24 protein-coding genes and 1 tRNA gene are annotated in these 24813 nt (G+C 50.2%); 16 read left to right on the top strand and 9 right to left on the bottom strand.

Translation table 11 applies throughout. The annotated features are described in order from the left end of the window. The gene (locus ACYX4J_RS13625) at positions 1 to 1197 is read right to left on the bottom strand and encodes an acyltransferase family protein (protein WP_444942164.1); all 1197 of its coding nucleotides are present in this window, start codon (positions 1195 to 1197) and stop codon (positions 1 to 3) included. Positions 1198 to 1335: 138 nt separating this feature from the next. Between ACYX4J_RS13625 and ACYX4J_RS13620 the strand changes: the two genes are divergently transcribed. Next, a complete protein-coding gene (locus ACYX4J_RS13620; protein WP_444912644.1) occupies positions 1336 to 2220 on the top strand; it encodes a LytR/AlgR family response regulator transcription factor in 885 nt (294 codons plus the stop codon). On the opposite strand, the gene tcdA is transcribed toward ACYX4J_RS13620, so the two are convergent. The 4 genes from tcdA to ACYX4J_RS13600 form a co-directional block, all read right to left on the bottom strand. Then, on the bottom strand, positions 2217 to 3017 hold the full coding sequence (gene tcdA, locus ACYX4J_RS13615; RefSeq protein ID WP_282933452.1) for a tRNA cyclic N6-threonylcarbamoyladenosine(37) synthase TcdA: 801 nt from the start codon (positions 3015 to 3017) through the stop codon (positions 2217 to 2219). The genes ACYX4J_RS13620 and tcdA overlap by 4 nt on opposite strands. After that, complete coding sequence (locus tag ACYX4J_RS13610) at positions 3004 to 3453, bottom strand: thiol-disulfide oxidoreductase DCC family protein (protein WP_444894339.1); 450 nt, start codon at positions 3451 to 3453, stop codon at positions 3004 to 3006. The genes tcdA and ACYX4J_RS13610 overlap by 14 nt, the downstream gene beginning before the upstream one ends. Positions 3454 to 3502: 49 nt before the next feature. After that, the gene (locus ACYX4J_RS13605) at positions 3503 to 3967 is read right to left on the bottom strand and encodes an FKBP-type peptidyl-prolyl cis-trans isomerase (protein ID WP_413665157.1); all 465 of its coding nucleotides are present in this window, start codon (positions 3965 to 3967) and stop codon (positions 3503 to 3505) included. Positions 3968 to 4105: 138 nt separating this feature from the next. Continuing rightward, the gene (locus tag ACYX4J_RS13600; protein ID WP_444942163.1) at positions 4106 to 4465 is read right to left on the bottom strand and encodes a hypothetical protein; all 360 of its coding nucleotides are present in this window, start codon (positions 4463 to 4465) and stop codon (positions 4106 to 4108) included. A gap of 336 nt (positions 4466 to 4801) precedes the next feature. On the opposite strand from ACYX4J_RS13600, the gene ACYX4J_RS13595 reads away from it, so the two are divergent. The 4 genes from ACYX4J_RS13595 (at position 4802) to ACYX4J_RS13580 (ending at position 8882) form a co-directional block, all read left to right on the top strand. After that, positions 4802 to 5224, top strand: a complete 423-nt coding sequence (locus tag ACYX4J_RS13595; protein WP_413665159.1) for an HIT family protein — start codon at positions 4802 to 4804, stop codon at positions 5222 to 5224. Positions 5225 to 5355: 131 nt separating this feature from the next. Beyond that, positions 5356 to 6165: a GIN domain-containing protein gene (locus tag ACYX4J_RS13590; RefSeq protein WP_444905779.1), complete on the top strand. Its 810-nt coding sequence runs from the start codon at positions 5356 to 5358 to the stop codon at positions 6163 to 6165. Positions 6166 to 6303: 138 nt separating this feature from the next. Next, positions 6304 to 7761: a YcjX family protein gene (locus tag ACYX4J_RS13585; RefSeq protein ID WP_444916088.1), complete on the top strand. Its 1458-nt coding sequence runs from the start codon at positions 6304 to 6306 to the stop codon at positions 7759 to 7761. Next, on the top strand, positions 7758 to 8882 hold the full coding sequence (locus tag ACYX4J_RS13580; RefSeq protein WP_444896698.1) for a TIGR01620 family protein: 1125 nt from the start codon (positions 7758 to 7760) through the stop codon (positions 8880 to 8882). Before ACYX4J_RS13585 ends, ACYX4J_RS13580 begins: the two co-directional genes overlap by 4 nt. Before the next feature lie 78 nt (positions 8883 to 8960). Here the strand turns inward: ACYX4J_RS13580 and ACYX4J_RS13575 are convergent, their stop codons facing one another. Next, positions 8961 to 9461 carry a hypothetical protein gene (locus ACYX4J_RS13575; RefSeq protein ID WP_444927372.1) on the bottom strand — a complete coding sequence of 167 codons (501 nt, stop codon included), beginning with the start codon at positions 9459 to 9461 and terminating at the stop codon, positions 8961 to 8963. Between the two features lie 241 nt (positions 9462 to 9702). Here ACYX4J_RS13575 and gorA point away from each other — a divergent pair, with 241 nt between their 5' ends. Next, positions 9703 to 11061, top strand: coding sequence for a glutathione-disulfide reductase (gene gorA / locus ACYX4J_RS13570; RefSeq protein ID WP_476176825.1), 1359 nt, complete (start codon positions 9703 to 9705; stop codon positions 11059 to 11061). A gap of 87 nt (positions 11062 to 11148) precedes the next feature. On the opposite strand, the gene ACYX4J_RS13565 is transcribed toward gorA, so the two are convergent. Continuing rightward, a complete protein-coding gene (locus tag ACYX4J_RS13565; RefSeq protein WP_413665165.1) occupies positions 11149 to 11505 on the bottom strand; it encodes an HPF/RaiA family ribosome-associated protein in 357 nt (118 codons plus the stop codon). 539 nt (positions 11506 to 12044) lie between these two features. Between ACYX4J_RS13565 and ACYX4J_RS13560 the strand changes: the two genes are divergently transcribed. Continuing rightward, complete coding sequence (locus ACYX4J_RS13560) at positions 12045 to 12974, top strand: hypothetical protein (protein WP_475708324.1); 930 nt, start codon at positions 12045 to 12047, stop codon at positions 12972 to 12974. A gap of 95 nt (positions 12975 to 13069) precedes the next feature. Here ACYX4J_RS13560 and thpR read toward each other — a convergent pair whose 3' ends face one another. Further along, entirely contained in the window at positions 13070 to 13654 is a 585-nt protein-coding gene (gene thpR / locus ACYX4J_RS13555) for an RNA 2',3'-cyclic phosphodiesterase (protein ID WP_476176824.1), read from the bottom strand. 146 nt (positions 13655 to 13800) lie between these two features. On the opposite strand from thpR, the gene ACYX4J_RS13550 reads away from it, so the two are divergent. Together ACYX4J_RS13550 and ACYX4J_RS13545 are read left to right on the top strand one after the other, a co-directional pair. Then, positions 13801 to 14277, top strand: a complete 477-nt coding sequence (locus ACYX4J_RS13550) for an Hsp20 family protein (protein WP_444942159.1) — start codon at positions 13801 to 13803, stop codon at positions 14275 to 14277. Position 14278: 1 nt separating this feature from the next. Continuing rightward, on the top strand, positions 14279 to 14932 hold the full coding sequence (locus ACYX4J_RS13545; protein ID WP_445358668.1) for a class I SAM-dependent methyltransferase: 654 nt from the start codon (positions 14279 to 14281) through the stop codon (positions 14930 to 14932). Here the strand turns inward: ACYX4J_RS13545 and ACYX4J_RS13540 are convergent. Further along, entirely contained in the window at positions 14912 to 15898 is a 987-nt protein-coding gene (locus ACYX4J_RS13540) for a GlxA family transcriptional regulator (RefSeq protein WP_413665170.1), read from the bottom strand. The two genes, ACYX4J_RS13545 and ACYX4J_RS13540, sit on opposite strands and share 21 nt — an antisense overlap. Positions 15899 to 16037: 139 nt before the next feature. On the opposite strand from ACYX4J_RS13540, the gene ACYX4J_RS13535 reads away from it, so the two are divergent. The 7 genes from ACYX4J_RS13535 (at position 16038) to clpP (ending at position 24794) form a co-directional block, all read left to right on the top strand. Next, on the top strand, positions 16038 to 17894 hold the full coding sequence (locus ACYX4J_RS13535) for a beta-ketoacyl synthase (protein WP_476176823.1): 1857 nt from the start codon (positions 16038 to 16040) through the stop codon (positions 17892 to 17894). Positions 17895 to 17970: 76 nt separating this feature from the next. Further along, positions 17971 to 18555 carry a helix-turn-helix domain-containing protein gene (locus ACYX4J_RS13530; RefSeq protein WP_476176822.1) on the top strand — a complete coding sequence of 195 codons (585 nt, stop codon included), beginning with the start codon at positions 17971 to 17973 and terminating at the stop codon, positions 18553 to 18555. Between the two features lie 299 nt (positions 18556 to 18854). Then, entirely contained in the window at positions 18855 to 21011 is a 2157-nt protein-coding gene (gene fadB / locus ACYX4J_RS13525) for a fatty acid oxidation complex subunit alpha FadB (protein WP_476176821.1), read from the top strand. An 11-nt stretch (positions 21012 to 21022) separates the two neighbouring features. Then, positions 21023 to 22198 carry an acetyl-CoA C-acyltransferase FadA gene (gene fadA / locus ACYX4J_RS13520; protein WP_413665174.1) on the top strand — a complete coding sequence of 392 codons (1176 nt, stop codon included), beginning with the start codon at positions 21023 to 21025 and terminating at the stop codon, positions 22196 to 22198. A 182-nt stretch (positions 22199 to 22380) separates the two neighbouring features. Continuing rightward, a tRNA-Leu gene (locus tag ACYX4J_RS13515) sits at positions 22381 to 22465 on the top strand. A gap of 185 nt (positions 22466 to 22650) precedes the next feature. Further along, the gene (tig, locus tag ACYX4J_RS13510) at positions 22651 to 23964 is read left to right on the top strand and encodes a trigger factor (protein ID WP_476176820.1); all 1314 of its coding nucleotides are present in this window, start codon (positions 22651 to 22653) and stop codon (positions 23962 to 23964) included. 188 nt (positions 23965 to 24152) lie between these two features. Next, positions 24153 to 24794: an ATP-dependent Clp endopeptidase proteolytic subunit ClpP gene (gene clpP / locus ACYX4J_RS13505; protein WP_282933430.1), complete on the top strand. Its 642-nt coding sequence runs from the start codon at positions 24153 to 24155 to the stop codon at positions 24792 to 24794. Positions 24795 to 24813: the final 19 nt, after the last annotated feature.

Below are 24813 nucleotides of genomic sequence, written 5' to 3'. Positions count from 1 at the left end.
TTAACTGGAGCGGGGTATGGGGGCCTCCACCTCAATAGGCCCGATATTGGAAATAGGCTTTAAACCAAACAGCGGCCGCAAAACTGGATTTCTTCGGATGATAAATTCATATGAAGCCCAGCAGCCAAAAATAGTGATTAATAATACTAGTAAGGGCTCCAGGATGGGCCCCAGGGCGAGTTGCCCTAATTGATACACAGCGATTACGGTAATGGTTTGATGGAGGATATACCAGGGATAAACCGCTTCAGTGGCATAGGGTAACCAGCGGAATTGCTTATTGAGAAATTGATAAGCGCAGGCTAAAACAGCCAGGATCCATACCCATCGATTTGTATAGATAACAATAAAAAGCAGTATTTTTTGGGCGGGCATACTGCTATCAGGTAGTACTCGATCAAATAATAGATATAGGGCGAAAGTGAGGGGCGCTGCAATAACCAAGTGACTGCGCAATCTTGCCAGTATTTCCCAGGGGGCGTTACTGCTGACCAGCAAGTAGCCGCAGAAGAAATAAGTAAAAAATCTGGCATGGGTGTACCAGTCGTCGACGACGGCATAGTTTATCCCACCAAAGCGCGGAAATAGGACCAGGCCGTATACCATCATGGGTACAAGCGGCAGAATTAGCAGTTGCCAAGATTTAATATTCTCCATGAATCGGCCCAGCCACCGTTGGTGTTTAAACCACAGGGCTAGAGGAATAAGGGCCAGGGTGTAGCATGCCAGATAGGGTAGATACCACAGGTGGTTCCAGGTCAGGCCAAACTCACTTCCAGCAAAGGCATTTTCTGGCCAGGGGCTGAACGAGAAGTACTTCAGCAGGAAAGATAAGTATCCAGGCTCAATAATGCCGTTGCTTAGCGCTTCATAGTAGGCCTGGGGTGGAACCACCACCAGCATTCCAAATGCCAGCGGAATCAATAGCTGCTTCATTCTTCTCAGTAAGTAACCCCCAGTGCCCAGCTTGTGGAAGAGAAAATAGCTGGCTGCACCTGAAATCAGGAACAACAACGGCATCCGCCACTGGTTAACCGCTAGCATTACCAGTTGTAGTGGCTCGCTTTGGTAGCTGCTTTTTACATGCCACCCCCATTCCGCGACATAGGCCATTCCCAGGTGGTAGAGAATAAGTAGGCCAAAGGCTAGTACACGAAGGGCGTCAATATCGTGGCGTCTCTGTGTTATTGAATGCATAGGTTTCGTCGTTCGAGGCTGTTTTAGTCGCTTGCTATGCTCCCGTTAGTATTTGCCATTAGCTATCCCAAAGTGCCGATTTGTAGGGTATTAGGGGCCAGTGGTGGTTTTTGGGGGTGAATCGGGGGTAGACTGCCGATGAATTTTTATACTGGTTCAGGAGCAATGACGGTTCAGCAGTATTTGACGCACCGGCGACAGTTTGAGGTGGGGTTCTGGGTGTTGTTTTTTGTCGGCCAGTGGCTTGTTCAGTTCGCTTTGGCATACTTTGATCACCGCCGCTGGGGTTCTATTTTTCAGCCATGGGAATTTCTGGTGTGGGAGGGAACCAGTATCCTAATGATCGCAATCTTATTTCCGTTGATATTGCTTCTTGATCATTATTTTCCCCTGCGCAAGGGGATAGTTCGGCAGAACTTGGCCATACATTTATTTTTCACTTTGCCTTGGTCCTTGGTCCACGTTTCCGGCATGGTGTTTATGAGGACGGTCATTTACCACCTTAATGACGGTTCCTATAACTTTGGTAACTGGCCTGTAGAATTTTTCTATGAATATCTCAAAGATATTCAAACCTATGCCGCTCTTTTAAGCTCTGTTTATTTGTACCGCTTCTTATTGGTACGTTTACAGGGTGAGGCGCGCTTACTAGAAGAGCCAGATGAGGGAGATGCTGCTGAGCCAGTAGAAAGGCCAGAGCGTCTTCTGGTGAAAAAGCTGGGAAAAGAATTTCTGGTTAATGTGCAGGATATCGAATGGGTAGAAGCTGCTGGCAACTATGTCAATCTGCACTTGGGCGATAGAATTTACCCCCTGCGGGAGACTATGACCAAGTTACTGGAGCGTTTGGATCCAGGATCATTTGCTCGCATCCACCGCTCCTATATTGTGCGCTTGGACTCTATTGCGGAGATTGAACCCCTGGAGAGCGGTGATGCGCGTATTCACTTGGTTGGTGGCCAGCTGATCCCGGTGAGCAGGCGCTACCGCGATCAGCTGAGGGCTCAATTAACCCCGGCTTAGTTTTTTGCCTGGAGAAGTCGCTCGATGGCCCGGTTGGCGGCCAAAAACCCAAAGGTGCCGGTAATCATAGTTGCCGCACCAAAGCCGCCACTGCAGTCTAATTTAACACCGTCCTGCATAGCGCTCTTCTGTTGGCATACTTGCCCATCTGGCTGCGGGTATACCATTGCTTCAGTGGAAAAGATCGCATCGATGCCAAACTGGCGCTTGCGGCTCTTCTGGAAGTTGTGAAAGCGGTATAGATGTTGGCGGACTTTTGCCAGCATCGGATCATTAATTGTACGGCCGAGATCGGCGCACTCAATGCGATCGGGGGAGCGCTTACCTCCTGCGGAACCAACCGTTATCAAGCGTATTTTTCGGGCTTTACAGTAAGCGATCAGGGCGGCTTTTACCCGTGCGGAGTCTATTGCATCAATCACCACATCGATAGGGTGTATATCAGGATTGATCAGCTCTGAGAAATTGTCATTAGCGATAAAGTCCTCTTCCGTATGAACTGTAATCTCCGGGTTAATCTGCCGTAGGCGCTCTGCCATCACCTCGACCTTGATATGGCCTACAGTATCGGCGAGTGCGTGGCTCTGACGATTGGTATTGGTGATGCAGACGTCATCCAAGTCTATTAGCGTCAACTGGCCAATGCCGCTTCGCGCCAAGGCCTCTGCGGTCCAGCTCCCTACGCCACCAATACCGATCACCAATATGTGAGCAGAGGATAAAATTTCGAGGGCCTTATCGCCATACAGGCGAGCAATGCCGCCAAATCGCTGTAAATACTGGTCAGACAAGCTCATCTGGGGTCTCTTCAGGTACATCTTCCAAAAACCGCTGTTTGTCAGCGTCACACGGCAATAGGCAACTTTCCCGTTGACCAAACCAGCGATAGCGGTTTCGAGCAACCAAGTCGTAGAGCCAATCCCTTGCCGGGCGGGGAATGTAGCGCAAAATGGCCAATAAACGCCAGGGTTGTGGTAGGCGGCTGGCAATTCTCAGTGCCGCTTCACTTTTGTAAAAGGATTGGTAAGTGCCACCATGTCGTTCCAGCAAAATCATGGTCTGGTAAGTGTCCAGCGGCAGGTTCAGCTGTTTAAGGAAGTGCTGGCCTGCATTGGACTGCACTCGGCACAGGGTAAAGCGCTGCTCTCTGTCGCGCTTGAGTATTAGTTGACTCCAGCTATTGCACAGGTTGCAGATGCTATCAAACAGGATGATGTTGTTTGGCAATGACATTGGGGAAGGGGGGAACGCCGCGCGGCTGGCGGCGTTTCATATCATGGGATCAGTGCACGTGGCCGTGATCAACTTCTTCGGCAGTCGCTTCGCGTACAGAAACAACTTCAATTTCGAAGTGCAGCTCAACGCCGGCGAGGGGGTGGTTGCCATTGATAGTGACTTCGTCGCCGTCGATGTCGATAATTTCCACTTCAATCGGGTGGCCTTCGGTGCTCTCTGCACGGAATGCCATGCCTACAGATAACTCTTCAACACCACCAAAGGCACTGCGCGGCATGGTTTGGATCAGCTCCGGGTTTTGCTCGCCGTAACCGTCTTCTGGTGCGATTACCGCAGTAAATTTATCACCAGGTGCCTTTTCCAGCATCTCGCGCTCAAGCCCAGGAATGATATTACCAACCCCTTGCAGATATTTGAGCGGCTCTCCATTGGCTGAGGAGTCAATGACTGTTCCGTCAGCATCTTTCAGGGTGTAGTGGATCTCCACAACTGTGTGGTTGGCAATCTTCATGAATAATCTCTGATATAAAAGAGTATGTGAATGAGCGCTTACCGCTGCGCAATAAAACGGGGGGTAAAGGCTGTGAAGCGCAATTGTATTGACAGGGCGGGCGCGCCGCAACTTGTGCGTGCGCGCCGCTGATAAAGATTAGCAAGCGATTGACAGGTCCTGCTCACAACCGCCATAGAGATTGGTTACGATCGCAACCAGTTGTGTGCTGAAGTCAGGGCGATAGCCCAACTCCAATAGGCGACCCTCGAAATACTCCAGCATTGAATCGAATAGCTCTGGGTTTAACCCCCTGGCTAAAAAACGGGCGCGACTACTCCGGTCTGGTTCCGGTGTAGATGACAACGCATGGCTCAAAAACTGAGCTTGACGACTTAATTGTTTGCGGAAATCACAAGTTTCGTAGGCTGAAAGGTGGTAGCTGAGAGCACCGTAAAATTCACTGACTGTACGGTTGACAAATTTAGTACCACCGACCTGATCCAACAGGCTTTCCATATCTCTCCCCCCGGTGAGCAGTTGGCACTGATTTAAAGTTTATCCGCAGAGCCGAAAAAGTATTTTGGTAACGAGAAGCACAATGTGCATTGGCTCAATGGCGGTACTGCATTAATTGGTGTCGAGCCTAAGACATATTCTTTCAGTATGCCAACTTGGTTTAAGAAAATTGTCATTCTGTTCGACAGGTTGTCACATATTGGGGGTTTATTTCGCCAAAGAAGAAAATCTATGTTTGCGCAAGTATTTTCTAAGCCTTTACACTTTATTTTTTCTTCTTGGTGTTAGACTGCACGCTTGCACCAAATAATAAATTTCAACCTTTTGAGATAATTTATGGCAAGTATTTTTACTCAGATAATTAATGGCGATTTACCTGGCAATTTTATTTGGAGAGATGAAAAGGTCGTAGCTATTTTGACCATTTCACCCATTAAGGCTGGTCATTGTTTGGTCATCCCTGTTGAGGAAATTAATCATTGGGATGATGTTCCGGAGGAGCTGGCGAGTCATCTAATGCTGGTTGCGCAAAAGGTGGCGAAAGGGCTGAAAGCAACTTACTCACCGAAGCGAGTGGGCGTGATGATCGCTGGGATTGAAGTGCCACATACCCATATCCACCTGATACCCGTAGATGAATTGTCAGACTTTGACTTCTCTAAGCAAAAGCCTGCTTCTTCAGAGCAGTTGGCACATGAGGCGGAAAAGATCCGACAATCCTTAAAGGAGCTGGGCTTTAGCGAGGCGGAGTGCGGCTAGGTCGTTAAGATTGATTTTTTAGACTTATCGGTCATATGGTGTCCCCAAAATATTTGTGGGACACTGCATCCAAGTCCCCCGCTTACTGAGTCACATAGGTATGAACTGGTAATAACGATGAGATTCCTCTAATGATGATTTTGAAGAAGACACTCTTTGCCCCGCTGGTAGTAGTCCTCGCCACAGTCGCTGCGTTTTGCACTAATGCCCAGGCAGAAGAAATGGAAACTAAGCGTTTCGATATGGAAGGGTTCACTCAGGTGTCTCTCAAGGGGAGTTCTCACTTGAAGTTGATTCAGGGAGACAGTTTTGAAGTTGTCGCTGTCGGCCCTGTCAGCACAATGCCCTACGTCAAAGTTGAGGTAAAAGGGGAAAGGTTGGAGTTATCCGTTGAGGAAAACACCCAGAATCTTTTTGGATTTGTCACCATATCCCGAGGGCAGGGAGATGAAGTTAACTTCACCGTGACGATGCCTAAAATTGAGGCTCTTAAGGTGACTGGCTCTGGTGAGGCTAGATCTTCAAGTGTTGAGAGTGAGGGCCTAACTTTGGGGGTGACGGGCTCAGGAATGATCAATATCGACAAGGTCGCCGCAGAATCCTTGAAAGCGTATGTTACTGGTTCCGGTGATTTGTTCCTCAACAAGGCATTGACTGTCAAAGGGGAAGTAGCGGTGACAGGCTCTGGCGACATGAAGATAAGTACTATTACCGGTGAGAGTTTACTTGCGGAGATACAAGGTTCCGGCGATATGTTGGTTGGCGGGCGAGTTGCCGATGTGAACGTTCGCCTCATGGGTTCAGGTGATTTTATTGGCCGCAGTCTGCGCGCCGATAATGCCAGCGGTTCAATAATGGGATCGGGTGATATTGTCTTGAAACGGCCGGGAACTGACTCCTTCTCAGTGATGGGGTCGGGAGACGTAGCGCTGGTCGACTAAGTGGCGGCTCCTGAGCCCCCTTGCATCTAAGGCGTTCGGCCAGAGGGCTGTGCGCCTATTTCTTTTTGGGGGTATTCTTGAGCCTCCATCATCCTCTCTATCCCCATTTCTGGAAGTCAGCTTTATATGGAGCCCAAAGTGACAGAGTGTGTGTCGCTGGACCGCGAAGATTCTATGTCTCGCGAGAGTCAATCTCGCCCACATTTAAAAGAAAAACTACGGCGCTGGAGCCGAGAGGCCCAGGATAAATCCCACTGGGCCGCCGAGCGCTTGTTGGACCGACGCATCTGTATCGGTATCACTGGGCTCAGTGGTGCTGGCAAGTCCACGTTTCTCACCAGTCTGATATACCAACTCTGCAATCCGGAGAAGTCTCAATTACCTGGTTTTGCCCCTGCGCTCAATGGCGATCTGTTGGGGGCAGAGTTGAAGCCAGCGCTGGACTCTGGTTTGGCGCCATTTGACTATCAGACCTGCCTGTCGGCACTGATGGCTGAGCCACCTAGTTGGCCACAGAGTACTAGAGATGCTTCGGCTATGGAGTTACACATCCATTTACGCAGCCGGCGCCGTTTTCGGGGTAATGGTAGAAAGACGTTGGTAGTGGAGTTGCGTGACTACCCCGGGGAATGGTTGATGGACTTGCCGCTATTGCGTATGGATTACGCAGAGTGGTGTCGTCATCAAGCACACCTATTTTCTACAGATGCGCGATCAATGCTGGCCCCCCGGTTGATAGCTCAGCTGGCAGCACTGTCCCCCCAGGCGAATGCCAGTGAAGTAAATTTGGACGAATTATGGGGGGAATACCGAGCTTATCTTCTGAGTTGCCGAACCAAGTTGAATCTCAGTTATTTACAGCCTGGTAGAGCGCTGCTAGACGAGGAGGCGTACGGGGTAGTCCCACTCCTGGATTTGCGTGGTTTAGATGCTGGGCAGTTAGCTGCTTTGTCTGAGAGTAGTGTTTTTAAGGTTTTGCAGGCGCGTTACGAACGCTATGTGCGGGCGCAGGTAAAACCCTTTGTAGATAGCCATTTTCGACATATCGATCGACAACTGGTACTGGTAGATATGATTGGCACTCTATTTGCTGGTGAACAGTCCCTGGAAGATATGCGTCTGGCATTTGCTCATATTGCCGATACATTCCGCTATGGCGAATCGGGGTTTTTAAGCAAGCTATGGCGCCCAAAGGTTAATCGACTCCTTTTTGCTGCGACTAAAGTCGATCAGGTACTTGCTGCCGACCACGATGCTTTGAGGCAGCTTCTAGGCCAGCAGTTACAACAGACTTTCTCCGATGCCCGTCACCGGGGTTTGCCGGTATTTAGTGAGGCGATTGCCGCGGTTCGCTGCTCTAGAGAGGGGCAGAAGAATGGACGGAGAATGCTGATGGGTTATGACCTCGAAGGGCAGTATTTGGGTTTTGAGAATGCGGAAATTTTTGCCCAGGCGCCCTATGAAGAGCAGGGGTGGAGCCACTATGCGGGAGCTGCACCACCACAGCTGCGGCCTCCAGTGGGAATGCAGGAAGGACATATTCCACATATACGGGTGGATGCTCTTTTGAACCTTCTGTTGGGAGATAAGGTTTGATTAACAGTGATAAAAATACTGAGTACCGTCGCGAAACACGTATCGAGTCGCTAGATGAGCCTGGACAGGAGGTCCCGCACAGAGATGCGACGCGGGTGGAACCGCTTGCGGATGAGTCAGTGGAGATTCCTAGGTCAATAACCACTGGAGAGTCTCTTCCTGATCGGATTGCTTTCTCCGAGTTGCGCCTACCCACTTTCCGGTTTAAGTGGCTAAAGCCAGCAGTGCTCTCTGCGCTTGCAGTAGTGGTGGTCGTGGTCGGATGGGAGTTTTATGGACTTTATCAATGGGCGGTCGATAAACACTGGGGATTGGGACTTTTTGTGGCTGTTTTGATGGCGGGCTTCAGTGCAATCATTGGTAGTTCCGTGTGGGAGTTTTTCCGAGCGGGGCGCCCACTGAACAAGCTTGAAAAAACTCAGGCAATGGCTGCCGAGGCCCGAGACTGCCGCAGTCACCAAGAGGCGCAAGTATTCAGGCGCAATTTGCAGGAGCATTTTGCCGGTAAGCCCCAAGGTGTACTGCTCAATCGAGTTCTAGATGAGGCAGCTGACTATTACGATAGCAGTGAGTTGTTAGAGCATTTAGAGGTTACCTTCTTAAATGCCCTTGACCAAGAGGCTCTAAGGAGAGTCGTGCGCCACTCAACGAGCACTGGTGCACTGGTTGGGCTGAGCCCTTTTGCCAGTATCGATATTCTGGTTGCCCTGAGGCAGTCACTGCGAATGATTGATGATGTGGCGCAGATTTATGGTGTGCAGCCGTCTCTTGTGGTGCGATGGCGCTTGTTCAAGAGGGTTTTGTCTTTGGTCGCCTACACTGGCGCGAGTGAGTATGCGATCAGTGAAATGTGGCCGGAACTTGTTGGCGATAGCATGCTGAGCACAGTATCTGTGCGTTTGGGGCAGGGGGTCGGAGCCAGTCTATTTGTTGCGCGTATCGGCCTGGCGACAATGCAAAGCTGTCGGCCAATCCCTTTTACTGAAAAGCAGCGCCCTCGCCTGAGATCAGTTATGGCCCGTATTGGGGGTGGCCTTAAAGAGAGGATGCCCGAGTTGTTTTCTATGGTTGGGCTTAGCTCGCGAAAGGAAGCAAGGGTTCGGAAGGCGGGTACCGAGTAGCTACTGGGATCGTAAGCAAATCTCTTGGGCTGCCTATTTTATGTAAGGGGGCGAAAATCTGCCCCCTTAGTCAGCAACTTATTGAAACTGTTTTTTCATCAACATGCGGGTGTGATGTCGATCAACCAGCCGGGCCAGGGCTTCATAGCGGCGCTGTATGAAGGGGGCGGGGTTGTTATTTCCCGATTCATCCCGATATTCAACACCAGACCGGACGTGTTGGAGTTCCTTGGCTAACTCTCTGATGGCGGTGAAGATCTTTTGTGTATCGTCTTTGCTGTGAAATACTGAGCTTTTTGTGGTGTCTGTCAAGTAATCATCACACTCGCTCAGCCAGTCCAACCTCTGTTCGAGAAACTGTATTGTATTGCGAATTCCCCCGGTGTATTCGGGGTTGAAGTTATGGTTGATATACTTGTCGAGGCTACGCATGCCCGAGCCGACAAATTGTTCAACCACATCGCCACAGTATTTTTCTGACAGATAGGATGGATGAGACTTTGCGCTGCTTAAATTGCTGATGAGCAGTAGAGAGGTAAGCAATAGGGCGCGCTGCATCACTGCATTTGGGTATTTCATATTATTGCCCATAGGTTTTGCTCTTATTAATGACTGTTATTTTATCCGCCTCAGGTTTTTTTGTTGTGCAATTTCCTCTGGCGGGCTGATATCTGTGACAGCAGTCACATGAATATCCAAAGCGAAGTCAAGTGTCAACGGTTATTAAGTAAGAATTGTCAGCTTGAGATGGTTGTTCACAGAAAACTTATTGTCGGGCTGTTTAAAAATTATTCGAAGCATAGCTGAGTGGGAGTTTATTTTGGCTGAGTATGATTTTGATCTGTTTGTTATTGGTGCCGGCTCTGGTGGCGTGCGTGCAAGTAGGATGGCTGCTGCACAAGGAATGAAGGTCGCTGTGGCTGAAGACCGCTATATGGGGGGGACCTGTGTAAATGTAGGTTGTGTTCCCAAAAAATTATTTGTTTATGCGAGTGGCTATTCCGCAGGCTTTTCTGATGCTCGAGCCTATGGCTGGAATAGCGCGGGAGCTGAGTTTGACTGGCCAACGCTGCGGGATAACAACGCAAAAGAAGTTGCTCGACTCAATGGGATTTATCGCAATTTGCTGGATAACTCTGGGGTGGAAACCCTAAATGGCAGAGCCAGCATCAAAGGTCCTCACAGTGTTGTTGTTAACGGCAAAGAAATTACTGCAGAGCGTATTTTGGTGGCGACAGGCGGATGGCCATTTATTCCGAATATTCCGGGACGGGAATTTGCGCTGACTTCCAATGAAGTTTTCTCAATGGAAAACTTTCCCAAGCGAGTTTTGGTTGTTGGTGGGGGTTATATTGCCGTCGAATTTGCAGGCATCTTTGCTGGTCTCGGCGCGAACGTGCACCTCTCTTATCGAAGAGATTTATTCTTGCGAGGATTCGATCGGGATATTCGCACTTTTGTTCGCGATGAGATGCAGAAGAAAAATATCGATCTAAAGTTTAACCACAACGTTGTTTCTATTGAGAAGCTTCAGGATGGCAGCTTGCTCGCTCATGCCGATGATGGTTCCAGTATTAATGTAGATATGGTGCTTTACGCTACTGGGCGCGTAGCAAATGTTGAAGGGTTGGGGCTAGAGGAGCAGGGTGTTGTCTTGCACAAGGATGGCACAATCTCTGTGGACGATAATTTTAGAACTAGTGTGCAGTCAATCTATGCACTGGGAGATGTAACGGGTGAGCCTCAGCTTACTCCTGTTGCCTTGGCGGAGGCTATGGCCTTGGTTAAGCATTGGCGCACTGGAGAGACGGCTGAAATTGACTATAACAACATTCCTACAGCGGTATTCTGTCAACCGAATATCGGAACTGTGGGGTTGTCCGAAGAAGAGGCGCGGGACTCTGGACTCGACGTCACTATTTATAAGTCGGAATTCAGACCAATGCGTCACACTGTGAGTGGGAATACAGAGCGGACATTGATGAAGCTGGTTGTAGATGCGTCCAACGACAAGGTGATTGGCGTGCATATGGTTGGCGATGACGCAGGGGAGATTATTCAGGGGATGGCCGTAGCACTTAAGGCAGGAGCTACCAAAAGCACCTTTGATTCAACGATTGGAATTCACCCCACCGCTGCTGAGGAGTTTGTAACTATGAGAACTCCAGTTGCAGGTTAGGTGCTGTTGTTACGCTGTAGATATAAGTTGCAGTTGTGAATAATGAAAAAGGCGGCATTTTGCCGCCTTTTTTGTGACTCCCAGTTTTTAGCTGGGTTCTTCTACAACCTCTTGTAGGGCTTGGTGCCGCCGTGTTTTCTTGCGTTCACTACGCTCTTTCAAGCAGCGCTCGGCGGAGGCGAATGTGTCGTTTACCGCTCGGTGTATGGATTCGTTCTCACTACTAATAGTCACGGGATTGCCACTAATCGCAAGCTCTAGTGATGCCTTGAAGTGTCTGCCTTTAGTTTTGTGTTGATGGGGAGCTTCGAGGACTACGCGACTATGTATGATGTCGCCACAATAACGTTCCAGCTTGTTTAACTTCTTGGATACGGTAGTCGCCAGGGCGGCTGACTTGTCGATGTCGCGGAACACAATGTTATCGTTAGGCGCTGATTTCATGGGCACATACCTCCGGTTAAAAGAAACCATGCAGGCCGCTGTTGCGGTTTGCTGTAAAGAAGGTAGGGCGCCCTAGTGGGAGGGTTCGAGGCTGCAGTTGAAGCGCCGAGCTGCCGGAATCGCAACGATTGTTTGCTGACAAAGCAGCTTAGGGTGTTTTACGTCCGGGTCGGGTTTCCGCTGAGTCCAGCGATCTTCTCCCTGGTATCCATAATGCTTCCGCCAAAAAAAAAATCAAGCGCTATCGCAGAAAAATTTCATATAAATTTTGGAGTGGTGTCACTGTGGTGACTCAATATTGTGGATTTGAAGGTTTATTGATCAGCTAGTTGGCTCAGGTGAACGCAAGGTCATTGCTCATAGCTTGCTCCCTGCGTAAAATTGACCATATTGCGCAGTAGCTTCACTCTGTCGTAGATTCAGAGTCGCTGCGCTTCCAAAACACGAAACACATCAATTCGAGAAATGGGTTCACGACGATGGCGGTAAAGCGGTGTTGCTCGCTCCTTTTGGCGGGCTTAGTAGTTATGGGTGGGGCAGTGGCACAAGCACAGACGCCCCTCACGGCGGAGAAGAACCGTCTTGCGCGATTGGAGCAGTCTCTTGAAAATAGGAGTGTTGGGCTCGAGGATGTCGAAAATGAGCTGCTCTCCTATGAATATAAGCTTGAGCAGGCCCAGAAATCTCTCGATGACCTGCGCTTGGAATACGAAGCGAGTCGCCAGGAGCTCAATCAAGCGACCCGGGCTCATGAGTCAACCCCCAATTCAGATACTGAGCGTCGCCTGAAGAAGGCTAAGCATGCCTTCGCTATGGCGGAGAGAGGTGTCGATAGCCGTTCACGTCGTCTCGAGTTTATTAAAGAAAATCATCAGCAGCTTCAACAAAAACTGGCTGAAGAGAAACAGGCAATTGCTGATGCCAAAGCTAAGATTTCTGCCCAGCAGGATAAAATTAGCAAGATGGTTGAGGATATGCTGGCAAAGGCTGAAGCATCCGAGAGAAGGGCGGCTATGGCGCGAGCTGCTGCTACTAATGAGAAACCAAAGCCCCCGCAAATTAAAGCTCAGGTCGAGCCGCCAAAGCGCGAGGAGCCCGCAAAAGTGGAAGCCGTTGCTAAACGTGAGATCGATGCCGACTTATTCGATTATGTAAAGCGGGAAACAGCACGTCTGAGTGATCTCCTGGCTGACGAAGAAGGTAACGATAGAAAAACGTTCCGGGATCTTGAGTTGCGGCCAATTGGGGGGGAAAGAGTGCCCTTTGAGTTTTTGGGGGAAAATCAATATCGCTTGGTGACTACCGTTGAGTCAGGTCGCCAAACTTATAAAATTAACACTTGGAAATTCCGCCGTACAATTCCGGCTGAGGATGATGGGGCTCGCTATGTCTTTATTTTTGATGCGCGTCGTCTGTCTCGACCAAGATTGGTTATGTATCCGGAGTATGTGCTGTCAGAGTTGAATTAATTGTTCAGTGAACAAGTAAATAAAAAAGCGAGCCTTAGGCTCGCTTTTTTGCTTTTGGGGTTCCAGAAAATAGATTTTACCAATGGGGGGGAGTTTTACCGCGACTGTAGAATAGTTGTTAGTAGGGGGGTGTAAAGGCTTCCAGCCGGGCTTGGTTGACTTTGGTAGAGAGTAATATTGTTAATTGTTATTGGGTGTTCTAGGTCGACTGGAGAAAATCCGTGAAATTGTTTCCTGTTTCTGCACAGGGTGATATGTGGGCGATAGCACCGATTTTCTGTCGGTATCGATAGGCTCTCTGCGAGGCGTTTGACGGACATATGCAAGGTCGCCAATTGTTTGGTGACTGTGATTTCTGCGGCGATTAGATGAGCATCATTGCCTGGGAAGGTATCAAGTTTAAATAGGCGAGTTTTCGTCTCAGTTGTGTTTCGAGCGATTGAGGTCAGGCCGGTTTTTAGCGGCGGTATTGTTTTTATTGGAACCTGGCCTAAAAAACAAAGAGTGATATGACGATTCTTACAGGCTATCCAGTGGGCGCTGGCTAAAGATGGGACGCTTAGTTTGTTCGTGATGAGGCTCGCTAAGTAATTCAAAAATTCTTGTGTTGTTTTATCCAGCTGGATGCCAATAAAGATTCGACAAGTGGGCTCATTAGGTTTTTTGTAATTTTTTGGCATAAAATTTATCTGTCACCCTTGAATAAGAAACCTCTGCCCATATCTCTGTAGTACAGGTGGTAGCTTCAATGAAAAGTGCCTCTGAATAGAGTCCGGTCATTTGACGGACGTGGTTTTAAATATTGCTCTGAATTGAGGATATGATAATGCGTAATTTTGATTTCTCTCCACTTTATCGCTCTGCAATTGGTTTTGACCGTATGGCCAGTCTGCTCGATGCAATGACCACAAGCGAGCAAAAGCAGCCTTCCTACCCCCCTTACGATATAGAGCTGACTGGTGAGGATAGCTACAGAATTTCCATGGCTGTCGCTGGCTTTGAGCAGTCTGAACTCGATATTCATGTGGAGCAAAATCGTTTAGTGATTAGCGGTACTAAGCCAGAAAGTAATAGCCAGGGAAATTATTTACACAGGGGTATCGCCGCAAGAAATTTTGAGCGACGCTTTCAGCTTGCCGATCACGTGAAAGTGACCGATGCAAAACTGGCTAATGGGTTGTTGCATATAGAATTGGTACGCGAAATACCCGAAGCGATGAAACCACGAAAAATTTCGATTACAGAAGGTAATGTGCTGCAGCACAGAGAGAATGAGACTAAGTCCACTGCCGCAGTAGCGTAAGTTGTCACTTCATTGCCCGCTGTGCCGCCAAAGTGCGGTACAGCTTTACCATCAGGATAAATTCCGCAGTTATCATCAGTGTGATAACTGCGCGCTCGTTTTTGTGCCGCAGCAATACCATCTGACACCTGAAAAAGAGAGAGCTTATTACGACCTCCATGAGAATTCGATGGAGGATGACGGTTACCATCAATTTCTTAGTCGTTGCGCGCAGCCGTTACTGAAAGAGTTGAATGGAGCCTGTCATGGCCTGGACTTTGGTTGTGGCCCGGCGCCTTTATTGGCCAGAATTATGGCGGAGAGTGGGCACCGGGTGGACCTGTATGATCACTTTTACATGCCGGCCAGAAAGGCGCTGCATAGGAGCTACGATTTTATTGTCGCTACAGAAGTGATCGAACATCTTGTGAGGCCGGGAGAGGAGCTTGAAAACCTTTGGCAAAGGCTTCGCACGGGGGGGGTTATGGCCCTGATGACGAAACTGGTTATTTCTGCAGAGCGCTTCGCCAATTGGCACTACATCAGAGACCCTACACATATTTGCTTCTTTAGCGTGAAGACATTTGAATGGTTGGCTCGGTCACTCGGTGCCGAGCTCCAGTTTGTTCACAGCGATGTTATTTTTCTAAGAAAATTAAGTATTGACCCTGAATAGCTTGGCTCGCACCGTGGTGCGGTATTCACTTGGAGTTGTTGCCAGGAATTTTTTAAATAGCGCTGTGAAATGCCCCATATCCTGGTAACCAACTTTTTCAGCAATTTCATTGACCGATAAATTGCTTGATTGTAAAAGTTCGCGCGCCATGTCAACCCTGACATTTTGCAAATACTGCAGCGGTGTCTGTCCTGTAGCAAGTTTGAATCGGCGATTGAACGATCGCACACTCATATCGAAAAGTTGTGCCACTTCGCTAAGGCGTACCTCGGTATTACAATGTTCTTTGAGCCAGGCCTGGGCTTGAACGATATCTTCGTCTGGGTGTAGGTGAACAGATCCTTCTGAGTAGGCTATCTCTTCAAATGGGCGGCGAATTTCGTGAGAGAAATTGCGCTCCACATGACTGGCGATGGCCGGTCCATACAGTTGACGGATCATATGAACCGTTACGTCGGCGAGGGCATTGACGCTGGCCGCACAGAAAAGTTTGTCTGCCTGGGTAATAAAATACTGACGTTTTAACTTTACCTCTGGATAGTCTGAGCTAAATTGATCAAAATAATGCCAGTGGGTGGTTGCAGGTTTTCCGTTAAGGAGGCCCGCTTCGGCCAAAAAGCAAACTCCGGTACCCACAGCACTAATTGCAGCTCCTTGTTTTTCCTGTTGGCGCAGCCATTCCAATATTTTTCCGCCTCGCTTAAGGGCGGGGCGGGGGTTGCGCCACATGGTCGGGATGTAGATTAGGTCGCTATCTGGTGCATCGCTAAGAGCGACGTCCGGTTGAAGGGTAAACCCGCAGCGGGTATTTACTGGTGCCCCATCCAAACTGGCGGTCACCAGTTTTAGGCTGCCCTTGATGCCCTCAACCCTGGCGCGACTCTCCGCACCGCGGAGCATCTCAAGTGGGAGAACGGTACCGGTTGCCAGCATCTGGTCGATAAGTAGAAAAGTTACTGTTCGCATTACACATCTATGCGCACTTGCGCTATTGGCCAAAACACTCAATTTTGCTGGCCAGTATGCCCATAACTGGACAGAATCGCCACCCCCTACACTCGCATCTCTTATTTTTATAGTGTTAAGTGCTTGGCTGGAGGTCAGGATGCAGCGCCTTCCCGTAATCACCGCATTCGGTGGATTCAACCCTGCTGGACGTAGTTCTTTCCATAGGGGGTACTCTCGCCTCGTGCTAGATAAGCTGGGTAAGGAAGAAAGGGATAGCACTCTTTCTGACCTGGCTGCCCTGATGGGCTTGCGTACCGGAGACAACGCTGAAGGCATTTTGGACCCTGCCCTTGAGCAGCAGGTGTTGGATGGTACTTTGGTGCGCGAGCTAGAGAGTCGCTATTACGACTACCGCAAGTGCCATTTCCATCAGTCTGCCCAGCTCGCAAACCCTCAGGGCCTGACATTCGAAATTTCCACCCGGCAGCTTCCGCAGCCTGTGCCAGCTCATTGGCACTTGGAGCATATCCAGGGCGGCAGGGTTCGGGTCACCACAGCTGAGCTGTCAGTTTTGTTGGATAGCCACCGCGAGATAAGTGTGGCTGCTGCCGGCCAGCTCCCAACCGGATTTGAACCGGGCACTAAATATAACTCTCGATTTCACCCGAGGGGACTGCAGTTAGCCCTCTTGGGTGCATCAGATGCTGTGCAGTCTTTGGGGGTTGATTGGGATACCGTTGTGTCTGCGGCTGGGCCGGGAAATATTTCACTCTATGCCGCCTCGGCAATGAGTCAGCTGGACCCATTTGGCAACGGTGGTCTATTGCAGTCCCGCCTGCGAGGTGGCCGCGTAAGCTCTAAACAACTGGCGCTTGGTTTAAATAGTATGCCAGCGGATTTTGTTAACGCTTATGTGCTCGGAAATGTCGGCTCTACTGGCGCTGTTGCCGGTGCTTGCGCAACCTTCCTGTACAACCTTCGCGCTGGTGTTGAAGATATTCGTTCGGGTAGGGCGCGGGTCGCTGTAATTGGTGCGGCTGAGGCGCCCCTTGTGCCTGAAGTTGTCGATGGCTATTCAACGATGGGTGCTCTTGCCACTACCGAGAATTTACGCAAGCTCTTCCCTGGTGAGATTGATTATCGACGCACCAGTCGCCCGTTCGGTGAGAACTGTGGTTTTACCTTGGGTGAGGGTACCCAGTGGGTCATCTTAATGGATGATGCTCTGGCGCTTGAGTTGGGTGCTTCCGTATATGGTTCGGTTGCCGGTGTGTTTACCAATGCCGACGGTACAAAGAAATCGATTTCTGCGCCGGGTCCCGGGAATTACCTGACGATGGCCAGGGCAACGGCGGAGGCGCGGGCAATTGTGGGCGAGGATAGTTTGCGGCGTCGCAGCTTTGTTCAGGCCCATGGCTCCAGTACGCCGCAAAATCGGGTTACTGAGTCCGCTATTTTTGATCGTTTGGCCGGCGCATTTGGCATTGCCGAATGGCCGATTTGTGCGGTCAAGGCCTTTTTGGGGCATACCGTCGCTTCAGCCAGTGGAGATCAATTAGTTACAGCGTTAGGTGTATTTGATCGCGGCATACTCCCGGGAGTGACCACCGTTGATCACATCGCTGATGATGTTCATTGTAAGCATCTGGATATTTCCCTTGAGCATACCGATAGGGGCAGGGGTGCGCTTGATTTAGCGTTCTTAAACTCGAAAGGTTTTGGCGGAAATAATGCGACGGCAACAATTTTGTCCCCGCAGATCACAAAATCAATGATGGAAAAGCGCCATGGCAAATCGGCCATTGTGACGTCTCAAGCGTTGAACGAGAAGGTTGTAGAGCAGAGCGAAAAGTACAACACCAGGGCTTCTCGTGGTGAGCTTGATGTTATTTATCGATTTGGTGAGGGCATGATCAATGAAAGTGAGATCACTATCTCAGAAGAAGAAATTTGTTTACCCGGAATGCCGCCGGTGAAGTTGCCAAATGGAAATCCCTTTGAAGATATGGTGTGATTGGCTTTTACATAATGCCTCAATTTCGGTGATTTTTACCTGAGGGGAGATTGCACAAAAGGAGCTAATGGGGAGCATGGATGATCCTGAAGAGGATGTTGGCGCCCGCTTGAAAATGGTGCGCCACATTTACGGTATCTCACAGAGGGAGTTGGCGAGACGGGCTGGGGTAACCAACGCAACAATTTCTTTTATTGAATTGGGAAAGGTTAGCCCTTCCGTAAGCTCCTTAAAAAAAATATTGGGCGCCATTCCTATGTCGCTAACCGATTTTTTTTCCTTGGAAATATCGGGCGCAAAGCAAATTTTTTTTCGCGGAAATGAAGTGCCTGAGATCGGTCATGGCTCTGTGTCCTGCCGTTTGTTTGGAGGGGCAAACTCAAACTGCGGCATGTCGCTATTGTGGAAAGTATTTCCCGCTGGGGATGATACCGGCTTTTCTCTCGAGTCTGCTGAGGGGGAGATTGGTGGAGTGGTTGTCAGTGGTGACCTGGAGGTTACGGTTGGCTCCGATTTTGCCCTGCTGAGTACCGGTGATGGGTATTATTTTGATGCTCAGCGTCCGCACCGCTTTCGAAATACAGGTCGCTGTGACTGTGTAGTTGTCAGCGCAATGATGCCGGCTTATGGGCATCCCGACCTTCAAGAGCCTAATTCCTGAAAGGTGGTTTAGAAAAGAGGGAGTTCGTGCCAAGTGGCTGATAAGGCGGCACGATCCGAGATAGACTAGCCCTGCTTTAATTTCATTCCGTTCGCAAACTGGCGAATTTCTGTACTTTGGCACTCCTGGTGCCACTCCATTTGTAAGAAATAGTATTCAAACAATCGTTTGAATCTGGCTATACTACGGCTGACCAAATTGGGCCTAAGTGTCACCGCGCTGTGCGGGGCGGCCCTTGGTTGCACAAAAATTCCGACCCCGGGCCCAGGATCGCGGCCCAGAATAAAAGAGGTCAATCAATGTTATTTAGTGGCAAAGCGCTCACGGTACAGATGCTGGACAACGGCATCGCCGAGCTCAAATTCGACCTGCAAGGCGAATCCGTCAATAAATTTAACCGTCAGACGGTTTCTGAATTCTCCCAAGCGCTGGATGCTATCGAAGCAGCGGATGGTGTAAAAGGTGTACTGCTGACCAGCGGTAAAGGCGTCTTCATTGTTGGTGCTGATATCACTGAGTTTGGTGGTGCCTTCTCTGCAGGTGCAGAGGGCGTTGCTGATCTGATGAATCAGAACAACGAAAATATCAACCGCCTGGAAGACCTTCCGGTACCGACCGTGGTAGCAATTAATGGCTACGCGCTCGGCGGTGGTTTTGAGGTGTGTCTTGGCTGTGACTTCCGCCTGATGGGCGAAGAGGCCAAAGTTGGCCTTCCGGAAGTTAAGCTGGGTCTGATTCCGGGCTGGGGTGGCACTGTTCGCCTGCCGCGTGTAGTGGGTGTTGATGTTGCTGCTGAGTGGATTGCAGCGGGTAAAGAACAGAAGCCTGCCGCCGCTCTGGAAGCTCACGCTGTCGATGCGGTGATCCCCACCGCCAAGCTCAAAGATGCAGCGGTCAAGCTGCTTGAGCGCGCTATTAATGGCGAGCTGGACTACAAAGCCATTCGCGAGCTGAAGAAATCTCCAATCCCCTTGAACGATACTGAAGCGCTAATGGCCTTCTTTACCACCAAGGCATTTGTGGGTCAGCAGGCGGGTAAAAACTACCCCTCTCCCGTAGCTGCGGTTGAGTCAATCGAGCAGGGTTACAAGCTGAGCCGTGATGAAGCGCTGAAAATCGAACAGGAGAAGTTCATTTTCTGCGCGCAGACCGGCACTGCGAAGTCTCTGGTAGGGCTGTTCCTGGCTGACCAGGCAATTGGTAAAGTTGCCAAAGGTTGGGAGAAGAAAGCCGATAAGCCGATTGAGCGTGCGGCAGTATTGGGTGCTGGCATTATGGGTGGCGGTATCGCTTACCAGTCTGCCTACAAAGGCACTCCGATCAAGATGAAGGATATCGACCAGAAGGGTATCGATCTTGGTCTGAATGAGGCGAACAAGCTGCTGTCCAAGCTGGTTGATCGCAAGCGCCTGACCCCCGTTAAAATGGGTGAAGTGCTCAACCGTATCGAGCCTACCTTGAGCTACGACGGCTTCAACGATATCGATGTTGTTGTGGAAGCGGTGGTTGAAAATCCCAAGGTGAAGCATGCAGTATTGAAGGAAGTGGAAACCAAAGTAAGCGAAGACACTGTAATCGCTTCTAATACCTCCACTATTTCTATTAACCAGTTGGCTGAGCCGCTTTCCCGCCCGGAAAACTTCCTCGGTATGCACTTCTTCAACCCGGTGCACAAAATGCCGCTGGTTGAGGTGATTCGTGGAGAGAAAACTTCCGACACAGCTGTAGCTCGCGTTGTTGCCTACGCAAACAAGATGGGCAAGAAAGCTATTGTTGTACGCGACTGTCCTGGATTCCTGGTTAACCGCGTTCTCTTCCCTTACTTTGCCGGTTTTTCCATGCTGGTGCGCGATGGCGCTGACTTCCAGGCCGTTGACAAGGTGATGGAGCGTTGGGGTTGGCCGATGGGCCCCGCTTACCTGATGGACGTTGTCGGTATCGATACCGGTGTTCACGCAGAGAGCGTAATGGCTGAAGGCTTCCCCGACCGCATGGGTAAAACCTTTACCGCTGCTTCCGACGTTATGTATGAAGCGGGTCGTTACGGCCAGAAGAACAACAAAGGCTTCTACAACTACGAGCAGGACAAAAAAGGTCGCCCGAAGAAAGTGGCTACCGAAGAGTCCTACGAGCTGCTTAAGCCGCACGCTGCTGAACGTCGCGAGTTTGAAAGAGACGAAATTATCGAGCGCATGATGGTGCCTATGGCAACCGAGCTGGCTCGCTGCCTGGAAGAGGGTATCGTGGATTCCCCAGCTGAAGCTGATATGGCGCTGATCTACGGCATTGGCTTCCCTCCGTTCCGCGGTGGAATCTTCGCGTGGCTGGACAGCATTGGTCTGGATGAATTCGTGAAGATTGCCGATAAGTACGCTGATCTGGGTGAGTTGTACAAGCCGACCGATCGCATGCGTGAAATGGCCGCAAGTGGCAAAACCTACTACGGCGACAAGTAAGGAGAATAGCGATGAGTTTAAATCCTAGAGATGCCGTAATCGTCGACTACGCGCGTACGGCCATGGGTCGCTCGAAGAATGGTGTATATCGCCATGTTCGCGCCGATGATATGTCCGCTGAGCTGCTGAAAAAGTTCATGCAGCGCAATGATAAGCTCGATCCCGCCGAGATCGATGACCTGATCTGGGGCTGTGTTATGCAGCGCGATGAGCAGGGCTTTAACGTAGCTCGCTTTATCCTGCTGCGCGCTGGTCTGCCACACACTATCCCGGCGCAAACCGTCAACCGCCTGTGCGGCTCTTCTATGTCCTCCCTGCATACTGCAGCTGCCAACATCCAGGCTGGCGTTGGCGATGTGTACGTTGTGGGTGGTGTTGAGCACATGGGTCACCTGAACATGATGGAGCATGTTAGCCCCAACCCAATGCTGGGTCGCTATATGGCTAAAGCTGCCGGCTCCATGGGTATGACTGCTGAATACCTGGCGATGATGCACGGTATCCAACGTCAGCAGATGGATGAGTTCGGTGCACGCTCTCACCATCGCGCTGCTGAAGCTACCAAGGCTGGCAAGTTCAATCGCGAAATTATCGCTATTGAAGGTCATGACGATGACGGCGTACCTTTCCTGGTTGAGACGGATCAAACCATCCGTCCGGACACCACCGTGGAAGGTCTGGCTCAGCTGAAGCCGGCATTCGATCCGAAGCACGGCCAGGTAACAGCCGGCACCTCCTCTCAGATCACCGACGGTGCCTCTGTGATGCTGGTGATGTCCGCTGAGCGCGCTCAGGCTTTGGGTATGACTCCTATTGCCCGCGTGAAAGAAATGGCGCTGGCTGGTGTTGATCCGTCCATTATGGGTTATGGCCCGGTGCCCTCTACCAAGAAGGCGCTCAAGAGAGCGGGTCTAACTGTTGGCGATATCGACAAGTTTGAGCTGAATGAGGCATTTGCGGCGCAGGCGCTGCCGGTGCTGAAAGACCTGGATCTGCTCGAGCAGATGGATGAGAAGGTCAACCTGTACGGTGGCGCTATTGCCCTGGGCCACCCCTTCGGCTGCTCTGGCGTGCGCATTACTGGCACCCTGCTGAGCGTTATGCAGAATGAGGGCGGCAACCTGGGTGTGTCTACCATGTGTATCGGTCTGGGGCAGGGTATTACCACTGTTGTAGAGCGAGTCTAAGGAAATTAGACCCCGAAAAAAGGCGCCTTTGAGGCGCCTTTTTTTATTTTATGAGAAAAGTGTTCAGTAAAGTGTTGAAGCCCCCAAAATGCTGTGGCACAATCTGCACCCCTTGTCGCGATGGGCTCTAAAAAAGTAGCGAAAGCGCTTAAATATCAAAGAGTTAGCGGCAGGTTCGATTTGGGGACGTGGTGAAATTGGTAGACACGCCAGATTTAGGTTCTGGTGCCGAAAGGTGTGGGAGTTCGAGTCTCCCCGTCCCCACCAAATTAAAAGCCTTGAAGTCCGTGTGACTTGCCCTGGAGGGGTAGGTGCGGGCTTCTTGTGTATTTGGCGGCAGCACAAAAGTATTGTTTTGGTGCTGGGCCTACGAGGTTACTGACTAAGTCTCGGTGACCCGGTATTCGTTGGCGCTGCGGCGCGATTACAGAGATAGTCTCACGAGGATAAACATGCAGGTTTCCATCGAAACTACTTCCGGTCTGGAGCGTCGCTTAACGGTCAACTTGCCGGCAGAAATTGTCGACAAAGAAGTGGATAAGCGTCTCCAGCAGGCTGCTAAGACTGTTCGCATCAATGGCTTCCGCAAAGGCAAGGTGCCGATGAAGGTTGTTCGTCAGCGCTTTGGCGCCGGCGTTCGTCAGGAAGTTCTGGGTGAGGTAATGAGCCGTTCTTTCTACGAAGCGGTACAGAAGGAAGAGGTTAAACCTGCCGGCCAGCCTAGCATCGAAGCTAAGCAGACTGCTGCTGGCGAAAACCTGGAGTACGTTGCTACTTTCGAGGTTTACCCTGAAGTTGAACTCGCTGATCTGGCTGAGATCGCTGTAGAGCGTCCTGTTGCAGAAGTTACTGATGCTGACGTGAAGAACATGATCGATGTTCTGCGTAAGCAACAGTCTTCCTGGAAAGATACCAAGCGCAAAGCTCAAAAGGGCGATCGTGTTGTTATCAACTTTGTTGGTCGTAAAGACGGCGAAGAGTTTGAAGGTGGCAAGGCCGAAGGTCACCAGTTGGTACTGGGTTCCGGCCAGATGATCCCTGGCTTCGAAGAAGGTATTCTGGGCATGAAGCCCGGTGAAGAGAAAGACATTGATCTGACCTTCCCGGAAGATTACCAGGCAGAAGAGCTTCGCGGTGCTGCTGTAACCTTTAATATCAAGGTGACCTCTTCCGAGAAGCCTGAACTTCCCGAGCTGAACGAAGAGTTCTTCAAAGCTTACGGTGTTCAGGAAGGTGGCGAAGAGAAATTCCGTGAGGAAGTTCGCAACAACATGCAGCGTGAGCTGAAAAATGCCGCTCTGAACAAAGTTAAGACCCAGATCATGAATCAGCTGTTCGAGAAGCATCCAGTTGAGCTGCCGTCCGCGCTGGTTGCCAGTGAAGTAACTACCCTGCGTGGTCAAATGGTTCAGCAGTTTGGTGGTCAGATCAAGGCTGAAGATGCCGAGCGCATGTTGCCTGACACTATGTTCGAAGAGCAGGCAAAACGCCGTGTAGTTCTCGGTCTGGTAGTCGGTGAGATTGTTAAGCAGAATGAACTTTCTGTTGATGCCGATCGCGTAAAGGCGAAAGTTGAAGAGCTGGCTTCTACCTACCAGCAACCGCAAGAAGTGGTTGACTACTACTACAGCAACCGTGAGCTGCTGTCTGGTGTTGAGTCTGTTGTACTGGAAGACCAGGTTGTTGATCACGTACTGGCTTCAGCTAAAGTATCTGAAGTTGACAGCAGCTACGACGAAGTGATTAAGCCGCAAAAACAAGGCTAATCTCTCACTTCATTCAGGTGTAAGGTGGCGCCCGCTCAAGCGTGACGCCCCTACATCTCCTTCCTTTTTACCGGCTGGCTTTCTCTCGCCTGACCGGTTAAGCTCTGAAAACCAAATTTTTCAGCATGGGCATACGATGCCTATTCGCTGGCCTGCCGAATACGCCACAAAAGGAAGCAATGGTACCTATGGCACGAATTGATTTTCCAAAAGCTTCGATAGAGCCCTCAGCATCAGGTTTAGTTCCCATGGTGGTAGAACAAACCGCCAGAGGGGAGCGCTCATTTGATATTTATTCTCGCCTGTTAAAAGAGCGTGTGATCTTCCTGGTCGGGCCTGTAGAAGACCACATGGCCAACCTGGTTGTTGCGCAGCTGCTTTTCCTCGAGGCAGAAAATCCGGATAAGGATATTCACCTCTACATTAATTCACCGGGCGGTTCGGTAACTGCCGGCATGTCTATCTATGACACCATGCAGTTCATTAAGCCTGACGTCAGCACTATGTGCATTGGGCAGGCCTGTAGTATGGGCGCCTTCTTGTTGACTGCCGGTGCTGAAGGCAAACGCTTCGTAACACCAAACTCCCGTGTGATGATTCACCAGCCCAGCGGTGGGGCCCAAGGGCAGGCGAGCGATATCCACATTCACGCCCAGGAAATTCTCAAGATTCGTCATCGTTTGAATGAGCTCATGGCGCATCACTCTGGACGTCCAGTCAGTGATATTGAGAGGGATACAGAGCGCGACAACTTTATGAGCGCCGATGAAGCCAAGGAATATGGCTTGGTCGATGATGTATTGTCTCGCCGACAGGCATTCGATAAGTAGATTTTTCTACATTAAAAGT

The organism is Microbulbifer sp. ABM4_008, assembly GCF_056311705.1.
The sequence above is the reverse complement of the archived record's forward strand: the minus strand, read 5'-3'. Positions and strand labels throughout refer to the sequence as shown.